Genomic DNA, 13,182 nt, shown 5'->3' with positions numbered 1-13,182 from the left:
CCCGCGGCCGCGGGCGGAGACCCGCCGGGCCGCAGGATGACACGAGTGGGGCAGGGGCGCCGGGCGGCGTCGCTGTGGCGTCGCGGCCGGATCACGGCGCCGGCGGGACCGTTCTGTCGCCGCTGGCCTTGTCTGCTAATTGTTATTAGCAGACAGCGTTTTAATACCTATAATCAGCGGAAAACGTGTTACGTCACACCAATGATAGGGGTTTACCCTTATTTATTCATCCGGAGCCCGATCTTGATCCCACACGCGCGGCTCGACGCCGTCACCGAAGCCGACCTGCAGGCCCTGATCGACCACGGCGTGCGCGAAAGCCGCACGCTCGACTACAAGCGCGACTGGCCCGCCGACCGCGACGCGCGCACGGAGCTCGCGAAGGACGTGTGTGCGTTCGCCAACTCGCTCGGCGGTGACCTCGTCCTCGGCATGCGGTGACCTCGTCCTCGGCATGCGGGAGGAGGGCGGCGCCGCGGCGGAAATCGTCCCGCTCCAGTTCGCGAACCTCGACGCGGACCTGCTCGCGCTGACCAGTGCGCTGCGCGACCTGCTCGAGCCGCGCGTGAGCGGCGGCCTGCACGCGCATCCGGTGCCACTGGCGAATGGGGGCCATGTAGTGGTGCTGCGGGTCGCGCCGAGCCCGGCCGCGCCGCATCGCGTGACGAAAGACAACCACTTCTACGCCCGCACCTCGGTTGGCAAGGAACCCATGGACATTCACGGCATCCGCCACGCGTTCGCCGCGGGCACGGCCCTCGGCGAGCACATCCGCGCTTTCTGTGCCGATGCGCTTGGCCGGATTGAACGGCGTGAGAACCCGCTCCCCCAACTCGACGGACCCCTGTGCGTCTGTCACGTGGTGCCGGTGTCGGCGTTTTCGCGTCAGGACGCGCACGGCGTCGATGCGCTGGCTGTTGCGGGCAACGCGTTGCGCCAGGCAGGCGACGCTCATTCGCTGCGCCCGCAGGTCAACCTTGATGGCGTCGCCTGTCTGCCACATCGTGAAAACCCGCGACGCGACTACGCGCAGCTCTACCGCAACGGCGCCGTCGAACTGGTGTACGGCGATCTGCTCTTCCGTTCGCCGGCGGACGACACGAACGGCGAGTCGCTTTTCCCCGAGCTGTACGAAAAACCTCTCGTCCGTCGCGGCGTGCCGGCGATCGTTCAGACGCTGGCCGCGCTCGATGTGGCGCCGCCGGCGTACCTGATGCTCAGCTGGCTGTTCCCGCCGGGCACCCGGATTGGCTACGAAACCGACCAGGGGCGGGGGGCCTATCCGGCGCTGCCCGCGCACCTCTCGCAGCTGACGGCCCCGCCGGTTTACCTCGAGGACTTCGGCGCCGATCCGCTGACCGTGTTGCGCCCCGCCTTCGACGTGCTGTGGAATGCCGTCGGCGTGGCGCACACGCGGACGGATTTTGCGGCGGCGGACCCGGACTGAGACACGACATGGCCAACCTCCCGCAAACGCTCACCGTCCCGCCGCCGCGCACCTATACGCGCACCGACTTCGCGGCGCTGCGCGCGTTCGTCCAGCGCATCGAGCCGGCGGCGATCGCGCGGCGCTACTACGACGCCGACGATCCGGATCAGGCCCCGCACGCGGCCACGTCCGAGGCGATGGCGCGCTACCTGGGTGCGATGCGCGACGAGCTGGTGCGCCTCGCGCTGCTCAACGGCTCGAGCGTGCTCGCCGAGCACCTGAAAACCTCGATCCGCAGGCACGGCAGCGCCAGGCTGACCGCGGTCACGCTGCGCATGGTCGAGCAGGCCGCGCAGCTGGCGGCCGCGACACCGTCTCCGGCGCACGGCGTCGGCCTGTGGTTCCGGCCGCTGGTCGCGCAACGCCTGACGGCCGAGGGCATCTCGACGCTGCAGGAACTCATCGACTGGTGCAACCGGCACGGCGGCAGCTGGTGGCGGTCGGTGCCGCGCATCGGCCCGCTGCGTGCGCGGACCATCGTCGCGTGGCTGCGCCGGCACGAGGCGACGCTGGGCGCACGCGTGGACGCCGACGTCGACGAGCGTGAGCTCGCGCCGGTGGCCGCGGGACAGGGTGAAGGGCAGGGCGGCGGGCAGGGGACCGTCGTCGTGATCGGCGGGCCGCCGGAGGCGCCGCGGCTCGCCCCGTTCGAGCGGCTCGCAGTGCCGGCGGAGCTCTCCGGTGGGAATGATACCCATCGAGGGACCAACCGCGCGGGCGCGTTTGCGTTCATCCGTGCGCCGCACGACCTCGCGGCGATCCATGCTTATTTACACCGCTACCGCGACCGCCTGGCGACCTGCCGCGCGTACACGCGCGAGCTCGAGCGCTTCGTGCTGTGGGCCGTGATCGTGCGTGGCGTTGCGGTGTCGTCGGCGACGGTCGAGGACTGCGAGGCGTACAAGGATTTTCTCGCGCGCCCGGCGCCGGCGTTCAGTGGGCCGAAACGCCCGCGCGCGGGCGGGCGCTGGCGACCGTTCACCGGTGCGCTGTCGGCCGGCAGCCAGGCGTATGCGGTGCGGGTGCTGCGGGCGGCGTTCGCGTGGCTCGTCGACGTCCGCTATCTGGCCGGCAATCCGTGGGCCGCGGTGACCGATCCGGTGACCGTGACGCGCGAGGTCGCGGTGCAGGTCGAGCGCGCGTTGCCGGCGCAGCTGTGGGCGACCGTGCGCCGTGCACTCGAGACCCATTGCCGGGCGGCCGATGTGGGCCATGCGGCAGACCAGGAGCGCGACGATGTCCGCCAGTGGCGCATCGCCCGCGCGGCGATCCTGCTGATGGGGGACTCGGGTCTGCGCCGCGCCGAAGCCGCAGCAGCCCGCCGGGAGGATCTGCGGCTCTCGCCGTTTTCGACGGGCAGGGCACCGGTGTGGGCCCTGACCGTGATCGGCAAGCGGCGCCGGCAGCGCACGGTGCCCGTGAGTGCGGCGACGGTGCGCGCGCTGCGCGTGCACTGGGCCGATCGCGGGCGGGATTTCGATGCGGCGGGGGCGGGCGGGCCGCTGGTCGCGCCGCTGGTGATTCCAGGCACGCGCGCGGCGCAGGACCGGCATGGCGGTGGCGAGGCCTCGTACACGGCCGATGCGCTCGCCCGCCTGGTCCGGGCGGCGGTGCGCGATCTCGCCGCGACGCTGGCCAGGCAGGGGTATCTGTCGCCCGACGACACTGTGCGGCTCACCGGCGCCTCTGCCCACGCGTTCCGGCACACCTTCGGAACCGGCGCGGTCGCCCGCGACATGCCGGTCGACGTCGTGCAACAGGTCCTCGGCCACGCGTCGCTGCAGACCACCTCGATCTACGTGCGCGCCGGCCAGCAGCGCATGCTCGAGGCGGCCGCCCGCTATTACGCTGGAGATGACGATTCGGATGTAACGGTCAATCCTGCCTGACCCGGCTGATCGATGCCGCGTTCAGCGGCGAGTAAATTGTGATTTTCGAGACGGCCATCGGTAGACGTACGTCGACCTCGTCACCACACTGCAGGATAAAAAGTACCGGTACAGCATGACGGAGATTTCATTGCGTGGCAGAATCAAAAGCATTCCAACGCCATCTGCATTTCATATAGTGACAAACATGGACTCAGTGTGGAACGCCGATTCCCTGGTAGCTGTCCGTTCTGAGAACGTCGACCGCTACAGGCGAAATTTCTTGCGGCAGGCTGTCTGTGAGTTCCGCTTTCCGACACTCTTGGAACTCGGCGGCCCACGGCCACCGCCCTCGTTCGTTAGCGCGCTCAGAAAGGAGTACCCGCATCTCGATTTGGCCAAAGAAGTGCAGATCAACTTTGGTGGTGAGGCGTCCGGGTCCATCAACAAGCACATCTTCCGATCGGAAAAGCTGACATGGACGGTTTCCATCAAGGAAAATGCTTTTTCGATCGAAACCATCTCCTACACCGATTACGCTCATCTGAAGGATCGGGTGATGCACATTGTCGAAGCCGCTTCAAAGGTCATCGATTCCGACTTCTTCACACGGGTGGGGCTTCGATACATCAACGTGATCGATGGTGACACTGACCCAGTGACGGGGGGGTGGGTAAATCCGGAACTCGTTTCGCCGCTTCTTTCCAACTATTTCACCGGTGTTCAGGAATATTCTGGGAGACTAAACTTGGTGGCGGAAGACGGGGGATGTCTGCTTCAGCACGGGATTCAGCCGAGACAGACACAGACCGGCAGACATGCTGCGGAATTCAAGTGGCCCGAATACCTGTTGGACGTTGACGTGTTTCGCAACGGCGTGAAAATTAGCGACACGGCGTCGGCGATCGATGCGATGCACGTACAGGCATTCAATGTCTTTGATTGGGCAATCGGCGATGCGGCACGCGAGTACCTGTCGGCATCGAAGCTCTCGAAAGCGTAAGTGAGAACCATGAGTAATTTCACAACTGCAAACCAGCCGGCGAACCCGAGATCCATATGGGCTTCCTTCGCGTCACCCGAATCCGGGGTGCGGGGGCGACCGCATATGGTTCAGGGTACGCAGTTCACCAATACGCGGACCGGCTACGCGAATGCTTTCTCGGCACGGACCGGCGGGCGTGGCGCAACCCCGATCCTGAATGCCCCGGCATCGTTGCCCGCGACGCCGACACCGACGGTTAAAGAAGCCGCCGCTGGGGCCGCCGGCCATGCCGAGGTGGTTACCCCGACTGACGAAGTCAAACGTATAGCGAGCGAGCGCGTGATATTGATGGCTAGGCAGTACGCCAAAGGCCCGCACCAAACGGAAACGGCCTTGAGGTTGGACATGTTGAACGAGCGTCTCTTAAAGATCGCTCCGCGTGTGTCGATGGATCAGGTCGCGGCTCTCACGACGGCCACTGAACAACTCGAGCAAGGTATAGCGGCTCGCGAAGAACGCGCACGGATTCGCGAGGAAAGACGTGCAAGGAATCAAGCAGCCCACGCTGGTCCATGAGCCTTTTTCAATATCCAAAGTCAAAACACGTTCGTAAATTTGGGCCGCCGACGTACAAGCACTATCAGACTTACAAACGGTGGCTGCAGGCGGAATTTTCGCGGGTATGCGTGTACTGCCGGCAGCCGGACAGTAGCTCACCGAATTTGAACTTCGGCGTCGACCACTACAAGCCGAAAGGGGACTCGCGCTTCGGGCATCTGCTTTGCTCATACGGGAACCTGTACTACTGCTGCGGGAGCTGCAACAGCCGCAAGAATGATGATTGGCCCACTGACGAAAAGGCGGGCCCATATGTCGTCAACCCCTGCGATCACGAGATGGCGGATCACCTTCGTTTTAATGTCAAGTCCGGGCGCATCGAACCAAGGTCATCCAATGGGACGCACACGGAAAAGCTTTTGCAGTTAAATGATGTTGAATCGATCAAGTATCGGAACAACACGTTCGTAATTATCAGAGCGTTGGAAGCTGAGATTGCACGGCTGGATGCGGAACTAAAGGAAAGCGAAAACTGCTTGAGCCGCGGTATCATTACGCAAGCCGAGCATGATGCCGACGCGATCTCGATCAGGGCCGATCGAGATGCGCATCAATGCGTCATTTTCGCGCAAAATGGCGGCTTGCCTCTCGCGCTGTCACGGAAGCAACAGAATTACCTTGCACCCGCAAAGCCGTAACTGGCTTGTCTTGGCTCTTGGCTTTTCCTAGGGCTCACGGGCTGCGCCGTCGGCGAGCTCGTGCGGCCTATGCTGTAACGAAGTTCGGTTGAAAGTCGCGCTGTACGGCGCTAGGCTAGGGCACGCCCACGTGCTGCGAATGGACACAACGGCGGTGACCTTTTCAGCGTAGCCTTAATCTGATCGAGCGTCGCGAGGCCGTATTCCACGCGCCAGCGCCGGACCTGCTGCAGATAGGCGCCGGCTTCGCTCAATACGAATTCCTTCCGTTGTCTTCCACTGACGGTTGCTTCGCGGTGCATTGGCCATCAGCGATAAATGGAATATTTTTGTATGAATTTTTTCCAGATTCTGCGAGACGATGCTTTGAAAAGGCGCAAATTCGTCGAAAGACGGAGTGCACATTTTTTGCTCCTTTTGCAGCCGATTGCGTCAAGTCGCCGATATACGGATGGACTCGCAGGTGATAGCTTTGGCACCGCAACCACGATGGATATTGCGCGGTGATTGAAGCCCATTGTTTCTCGCTTGCGGTCTCCCCGGTGTCGGCTGAAGGCCGGTGGCCCGACGACGTTGAAGTCTGGCACGTCGGCGTTCCCGACGATCCGGAGGCGTGGATATTGCTTGCTCGATGCCTGAATCCTGACGAAGTCGAGCGCGCGCGACGCTACGTTCGGCACGCGGACCGGCTACGTTTCGCGATAGCACGCGTCACGCTGCGTGCGCTGCTGGGCGCGCGGACAGGTGAAGCGCCGGCCGCGTTGCGCTTCGATTCCGGTCTGTTCGGACGGCCGACGCTGGAACGGCACCCGAATCGGTCGTTCAACGTCTCGCACGCGGGCCCGCATGTATTGATTGCGATGTCCGACACTCTGCGTGTCGGCGTCGACATCGAGGCGATCGAAAGCACGTACGATTTGAATTCACTGCGTGATCTCGTTTGCAGCGAAGACGAACGACGCAGGATCGATTCGGTGGTCGACGTGTCTCCGGTGCACGCATTCTTCCGCTGCTGGACGGCGAAAGAAGCGTTGCTGAAGGCGCTTGGCATGGGCATCGCCGAACATCTGCGCGCGGTTTCGGTCGATCCGTGCGGCAGCGGCCGGCAGCGTTCGCGCGTCACGCACGAGTCGGTAGCCGCGGCTGGGGCGCTGCAGTTTCACTGGCTCGACGACTTCGACGACTATGTGGGCTGCGTTGCGTTCGGTGAATAAGTGGTCCCGACCGATCATTTCGCCGCGGATTCCCGGTCTTTTTCCGAAGAATTAAATGCCCGTATACTTGGCGCCGCACCGATCAGGTGCGGCTGCATGACTGGCCGGTGACTTGATCCAAGCGTGTCGGCGCAATTGCGTGCAACTGCTCCGTTACCGGTCGTTCGGCCAGTCGGATGAGTTGGCGCGCCGCGTGTACGCGCAATCGCATGCGACGGCTAAAAAAATCACAAATCCGCCTGCAAAAAAAAGGATTTCGCCAGATAAAGTACGCGCGGCGTTTCTTGCGGCTCGCACATCCACCGCCTAGTATTGGGAGACAATAATGCATCCGGAGGCGTCGTATGTCCGCTGCAAAGCAGATTGAACGCATCGCGTGTCCGGATGAAGAGACGTTTCGCCGACAGTTCGTCGAGCGCGGACGTCCGGTTGTGATCTCCGATGCGCTCACGCCGGATGATCTGAATCAATGGAGCTTCGAGAAGATTACCGATATCGCCGGTCGTATCGACGTGCCGGTATATGACTGGGGCGACTCGGGACCGACCATCGGCGATCGGTTCGTCATCCGACAGATGCACTTCAGCGACGCGATTACGCGCGCGCGCAATGTCGTCAGTCCCGCCACGCAGCGATATTCGATTTGCCAGTTGCCGATAGAGGCGCTAACACCTGTCATGGAGCGCTGGCGTACACCGGACTTTCTCAAGCACTCCAGCGAGATCGATCGGCTGCCGGCCCTCTTCAGCGAACGTCCGCGCAAGGCTTTCTTCATCAGCTTCTTTCGCGGGATGCACTGGCACAACGGCCGTGAGGCCGTTGCCACTTTGCTGAGCGGCCGCAAGCGATTCGTGCTGTTCCATCCGAGCGATACGCGCTTTCTGTATCCTCGTCGTTTCATCGGCTCGGGACTGTCGTGGTTCGACGAGCGTGAAGCGGTTTTCTGCAGCGAAATTCCATTTGAACTCGGTATCGACGCGATCGACCTGAAGCGCTACCCGAAGTTCGCTCACGCCACGCCATACGAAGTCGAGTTGCGGCCCGGCGACTCGCTTTACATCCCGACGCACTGGTGGCACTACACAGTCGCGCTCGAGCCTTGCGCGGTATTGGTCGAATTCTGGGACGCGCCTTTGTCGCGGTGGGGCTTCCCGATCGCGCGGCGTAGCCTGCTGATGAAGCCGTACCGCAAATACCTGTTCCGGCATGTACGCAAGTGGCGAAATTTCAGTCGCCACAGTGACCTGGCCTCGGCTTGACGCTCGAAGGACGCGGACCGGACATGCGACGGGTACTGATCACGGGCGCGAGTCGCGGCATCGGATTCGCACTGGCCGAACGCTACGCGGAAGACGGCTGGCAGGTGTTCGCGACATGCCGCCGGCCGCAGCACGCATTGGAACTCGCTCGACTGCAGTACCGCATCGGCCCGAGCGTGCACGTGCTTGCGCTGGACGTCGCCGACGACCGCAGCATCGCGGGCCTCGCAGCACACATGGCCGACACGCCGATCGACGTGCTCGTCAATAACGCGGGCGTTGCGCCGGTCGGCCTCGAGGATCTCAGTTACGAAGGCTGGGAAATGGCGATGCGCGTGAACGCCTACGCCACGCTCACAATGACCCGGCACTTCCTGGGGTCTCTGCTGAAGAGCGATCGGCGCACGATGATCGCGATCAGCAGCGAGATGGGCAGCATCGCGCTCGCCGGCGCCGGGACGCGCTACTCGTATCGCGCATCGAAAGCCGCGGCGAACATGCTAGTGAAGACGTTGGCCGCCGATCTCGCAGAGTACGGCCTGATCTGCGCCGCGCTGCATCCGGGTTGGGTTCAAACCGCGATCGGCAGCGCGCGGGCGCCGCTGGTCCCGGCCGAAAGCGCAGCCGCATTGGTACGCGTGATCGACGCACTGACGCCGGAACATTCGGGCGGATTCTACGGACCGGAAGGCGCGATGATTCCATGGTAGAAAGCGATCTTCCCGATGCGCACTACAAGGTCCTGACGCGCGCGCAAGCCGACAGCTTCGTGCGCGACGGTTATGTGATCGTGCGCGACGTCTTCAGCGCGAGCACGGCGCGCGCACTGCTGCCCGCCGTCTGGTCGCGCCTCGCGGAACGTCCCGACGATCCGCGCACCTGGCAGCGCATGGGGGTGCAAGTGGAGGAAGTCATCGAGGAAGGTCCGATCGGAGAGATGTTCACCGATTGCTTCAAGGCCTCGGTCGACGATCTGGTCGGCGCGGGCCGCTGGAGCACGCGATGGGGCTATGGCTGGATCGCGCTGCGCTTTCCGGGCTTTCACGCACCGCCGTGGGCACCGCCGGCGACCGGATGGCATGTCGACGGCACTCATTTTCATCACCATCTGACTTCACGCGAGCAGGGTTTGGTCGGTATCGAGATGCTGACAGACATCACGCCAGGCGGAGGCGGCACGGCGCTGCGCGTCGGGTCGCATCGGCTGGTGAGTCGTGCGCTGGCGGCGGCGGAGCCTGCCGGTCTGTCCTATGCGGAGTTGCGTGCGTTATCGGAGGGCATCGTCGGCCTTCCTGTCGCGGAAGCCACGGGCCGCACCGGCGACGTGCTCTGGATGCACCCGCATCTCGTGCATGCGCGCAGCCCAAACGTCGGTAAATCGATTCGAATTGCCGCCAATCGTTGTATTGCGCTTAAGGAACCGATTAATTTGCGCCGCAATTCGGCCGAACTATCGCTTGTCGAGCGTGCAATCTTAATGTCACTGAACGATCGCCAATTCAACGTTGAATATTAAGCAGACGCTGTTTGCTATTGGTTAAACGGGTGTATATGCTCAATTCACCCACGGTACGGCCGGTCCGTCAGGAGACAACAATGGGACACCAAAGTACGCGTTTTGCATCCACGATCGACATCATGGCGATTCGTGATCAGCTCCGATATCTGCTCGGTAATCTCGAACGTTTTCGTGCGGGCGGCAAGCAGTCGTTCGGACGCGTGGTGGACGTCGCAGCCGGCGGAAAGCAGACATTCGGCCGGCCGGTCGACGTATTCGCAGCCGCCGCGGGCAAGCAGACTTTCGGCCGGCCCGTCAATGTGGCGGCAGGCGGGAAGCACATGTTCGGCTTCGGCGTCGACGTGATCCGGGTGCTCCGCGAACTCCATGCGCGTATCGATACGCTTGGCTCGCGCGCCGGCATGGTTCCCGGCGAACTGGATCTCGCCACGACGATGCGGCGCACGCTGCAGCAGTGCAGGGCCGAGAACATGGATCGCGATCTCGTCGAAAAAGTGTTCCAGGAGCAACTCGATATCGCATTCGCACCCAAAGAGAAAGCTGGCGAGGCGTGAGCGCATCGCACTTGTGCACGGACGGGCCGGCCGACGCTTTGCACGGTCGGACCCCGAGGGCGGGCACAGGGCTCGAATGCACTGCGTTGAGTTGCTGTGTGATCGGCGGCGCCGAGCTGACGATTCAATGCGCTGAACGCTGGATTTCAAGAGGGCACCAGGTCGCGGCCGTGGTGGGGCGTGGTCCGGCCGTGGCGAAGTGGGCTTTCGATCGAGGGTTGCGCTGTTTTCCCGATGTCGATTCGTTCGTCAGGATGGCATGCGAAATCGGGCGATTCGACGTTCTATTCAGCGTGATCAACGACAGCGTTCTTGATGCGAACGTGCTCGACCTACCTGACATATTGGCGATCAACTATCATAACGCGCCGCTGCCGCGTTATGCCGGTGTGTTCGCGACTTCGTGGGCGTTGCTCAACGGCGAGACGACGCACGGAATGACGTGGCACATGATGACCGGCCGCATCGACGCCGGCGCCGTGCTCGCGTCGGCGTCGTTCGACATCGCGCCCGACGACACGGCGGCAACGCTCAACAGACGCTGTCAGAGCCTCGCGCTCGAGCGTTTCGACACGATCATTGACGATCTCGAAAGCGGACGGTTCACGCGCCAGCCTCAGGACGCATCGCAACGAACCTACTATCCGCTGCATCGCAAGCCGCCCGGCGGCGGGTTGATCCGCTGGGACAGACCGGCCGCGGAAATCGATCGGACCGTGCGGGCGTTGACTCGCGGGTCGATCGTGAATTCGTTCGAACTTCCGAAGATCGCGTGGCGCGAGCGCTTCCTGATACCCGGCGACTTGCGTATCGCCGGATCTTCATCCGGGGCGACGCCCGGAACCATACTCGCGTGCGACGAAATGGGGCTTCGCGTCGCAACGGGAACCGATGACATTGTGATCACGCACCTGCTGACGCACGATGGGGTGCCGGTCGATCTTGCGTGGGTTGCGGCTTCAATTGATGCGTGGCGCGTGGACTTGCGACGCAGTACGGTCGATGTCAGTGCTTTCGGATATCGGGACGCGATGGATGATTCCTCGATGCCTGCGGGTGGCGAGCGGCTGCCCGTCGCGTCAGTCGCGACCGCCGTGCGGCTCGAATCGATAGCGTGCGAACTCGCGACGCACGAAGGCTTCTGCGTGACGGCGTGGAAGGAATCCGTGCCCACATTTGTCCGGACGATCAAGCGTGTCCGAAGCGCCGCGAACGGCAACGCGGACATTTGCAATGGCAATCGGCAAAGCAACAATGCGGTCGCCGGTAGGGAACGCAGCTTGCCGCGGCAATCAGGCACCGGCCAGCCTTTCACGTGGTTGCACGCAACGCGATCCCGACCTGCGGGATTGAAAGTCCGATTACCCGTTCATGGAGTCAATCTTCGCCGGCACGACTTAACCGAATTACTGCCTGACGGCTGGACATCGGAAGCACTCGTGTTGCTAGACGCATTGCTTGCGCAATTGCGTCCGCACGCAGGACAACGCACCGGTTCGGTGCTGCTTCGCACACCGGGGATGCGTGAGCGCGCGCGCGGCCTCGACGCGTTCATTGCCTCCGCGTTGCCGGTGACCGTGCCGCTGCCATGGACGTGCGGGGATTCCCGGCGCCTCGCCAGTCTCGCGAGGACCGTTCGTCGCATCGACGCTTGGGGCGCGCATGGCCACGATCTGCCGATGCGTCACAAGATCGCTCCGGTTGCGCCAATGCAGGCCGTCTTTGACGTGCTCGACGATGACGCGCGTTACGCGATTGCGCCGTGGCCGATCGATCGCGTCGCCGCCGGCGCGGTCACATTGAGTATCGGGCCGCGTGCACGCTGGTTCGTGTTGAGTCGCGCGCACGATATCCATGCCGGCGCGCAGAGCCGCGCAATGCTGCGTCGTCTGGCGGACAGGATGATCGACAGCGCCGAATGTCCGACCGGCGCGCGACGCGCCCACGGACGGTTCGGTACGAGGTCGCGAGGCACTCCATCGCGTAACGACGACCCGTAGGCGCGGGACATCGACATCCGGCTGACATCCATCGCGCGACGTAGAAGACGCAGATCAAAGTGACTGGAGGATTCGATGGCGGACCGAGTTGACGAGGCGAACCGCGCGCAGGCGCTCGGCGCCCCTGACCATACCGTGATCTATCGCTGGTCGATACGCGACGTGTATCTGATTGCCGCCCTCGCGCCCGGTCTGCGAGTCGTGGACGTGCGTCCCGCCGAGCCGGCTGACGAAGCGTTCGAGCGGATACTCGCCTCGGGCGACGAACCGCGGCGCGTGATCGTCCATATCGACACGAGCATGCCCGCCGATTTCGTGCGGCCATTCGACGAATTGCGTGCCGCGCTGCACGCGCGCGGCATCGAGACGTGGAACGCCGCGATCACCGATATCCGCAAGACGGCGATCCAGGCGCACAACGAGAAGCTTGGCTTGCCGTCGACGCGCGCGACGCAAAACGGGCTCGGTCACGAAACTCTGATCGTCAAGACCAATCTGAACAGCCGCGGCTATCCGGAGTGGGCGCTGCCGCCGGACGTGCGTGCGGCGCTGGGCTGGCCACCGCCGGTAGAGTCGCCGCTGCACGGCAAGGACGGATATCTGGTGCTGCCGCGCGAACAGATTCCGGCCGCGTGGTGGGACGATGATCAGGCGATGATCGAGCGATACGTCGACAATCGCTACGGCCTTTTCTATCGAACCTATCTGGCGGGCGAGGCGGTGGTGCTATGCGAGGGCACGGCGACGACGCCCGTGCGCCGAATGCGAGACGCCGGCGATCGCTACGACTATCTCCTCGCACGCGAGCTCGCGATCGACCCCGACGCGATGGCCGCGCTTCAGTCGCCCGCAGCCGAAGTGTTCGTCGCGGCGGTCGTGTATGCCGAAACGTTCGGTCTGGATTTCGGATCGATCGATTTCGTGATCGACGACAACGGCGTGCCGTACGTCGTCGACGTCAATACGACGCCGTACTGGGGTGCGACGCCCGGTGACGGCGAGATGTTGCAGCATCTGCGCCGTACCCTGGTTGGGTGA

General features: G+C 63.5%; 12 protein-coding genes. All 12 read left to right on the top strand.

All coding sequences use genetic code 11. The features are described 5' to 3' along the window. Positions 1-243 precede the first annotated feature (243 nt). Positions 244-441 carry an AlbA family DNA-binding domain-containing protein gene (locus KHO31_RS25325; protein WP_211624361.1) on the top strand — a complete coding sequence of 66 codons (198 nt, stop codon included), beginning with the start codon at positions 244-246 and terminating at the stop codon, positions 439-441. Next, the gene (locus KHO31_RS25320) at positions 416-1,447 is read left to right on the top strand and encodes an AlbA family DNA-binding domain-containing protein (protein WP_211624359.1); all 1,032 of its coding nucleotides are present in this window, start codon (positions 416-418) and stop codon (positions 1,445-1,447) included. The genes KHO31_RS25325 and KHO31_RS25320 overlap by 26 nt, the downstream gene beginning before the upstream one ends. An 8-nt stretch (positions 1,448-1,455) precedes the next feature. Further along, on the top strand, positions 1,456-3,378 hold the full coding sequence (locus KHO31_RS25315) for a phage integrase family protein (protein ID WP_201078712.1): 1,923 nt from the start codon (positions 1,456-1,458) through the stop codon (positions 3,376-3,378). 187 nt (positions 3,379-3,565) lie between these two features. Further along, the gene (locus KHO31_RS25310; protein WP_201078714.1) at positions 3,566-4,360 is read left to right on the top strand and encodes a TIGR04255 family protein; all 795 of its coding nucleotides are present in this window, start codon (positions 3,566-3,568) and stop codon (positions 4,358-4,360) included. A 554-nt stretch (positions 4,361-4,914) separates the two neighbouring features. After that, positions 4,915-5,598, top strand: coding sequence for a hypothetical protein (locus KHO31_RS25305; protein WP_201078716.1), 684 nt, complete (start codon positions 4,915-4,917; stop codon positions 5,596-5,598). Positions 5,599-6,101: 503 nt separating this feature from the next. Then, positions 6,102-6,812: a 4'-phosphopantetheinyl transferase family protein gene (locus tag KHO31_RS25300; protein WP_201078718.1), complete on the top strand. Its 711-nt coding sequence runs from the start codon at positions 6,102-6,104 to the stop codon at positions 6,810-6,812. 344 nt (positions 6,813-7,156) lie between these two features. Beyond that, positions 7,157-8,071: a cupin-like domain-containing protein gene (locus KHO31_RS25295; protein WP_201078720.1), complete on the top strand. Its 915-nt coding sequence runs from the start codon at positions 7,157-7,159 to the stop codon at positions 8,069-8,071. A gap of 23 nt (positions 8,072-8,094) precedes the next feature. Beyond that, positions 8,095-8,781 (top strand): SDR family oxidoreductase, encoded by a 687-nt coding sequence (locus KHO31_RS25290; protein ID WP_201078722.1) that lies wholly within the window; start codon positions 8,095-8,097, stop codon positions 8,779-8,781. Next, positions 8,775-9,587, top strand: coding sequence for a phytanoyl-CoA dioxygenase family protein (locus tag KHO31_RS25285; protein ID WP_201078724.1), 813 nt, complete (start codon positions 8,775-8,777; stop codon positions 9,585-9,587). The genes KHO31_RS25290 and KHO31_RS25285 overlap by 7 nt, the downstream gene beginning before the upstream one ends. Before the next feature lie 80 nt (positions 9,588-9,667). Further along, the gene (locus tag KHO31_RS25280) at positions 9,668-10,144 is read left to right on the top strand and encodes a hypothetical protein (protein WP_201078726.1); all 477 of its coding nucleotides are present in this window, start codon (positions 9,668-9,670) and stop codon (positions 10,142-10,144) included. A gap of 98 nt (positions 10,145-10,242) precedes the next feature. Further along, positions 10,243-12,144 (top strand): formyltransferase family protein, encoded by a 1,902-nt coding sequence (locus tag KHO31_RS25275; RefSeq protein ID WP_201078729.1) that lies wholly within the window; start codon positions 10,243-10,245, stop codon positions 12,142-12,144. A gap of 75 nt (positions 12,145-12,219) precedes the next feature. Beyond that, positions 12,220-13,182 (top strand): hypothetical protein, encoded by a 963-nt coding sequence (locus KHO31_RS25270; RefSeq protein WP_201078731.1) that lies wholly within the window; start codon positions 12,220-12,222, stop codon positions 13,180-13,182.

The organism is Paraburkholderia domus (genome assembly GCF_905220705.1).
Classification (GTDB): Bacteria; Pseudomonadota; Gammaproteobacteria; order Burkholderiales; family Burkholderiaceae; genus Paraburkholderia; species Paraburkholderia domus.
Note: the sequence above shows the minus strand (reverse complement) of the source record. Positions and strands in the feature narration are given on the sequence as shown.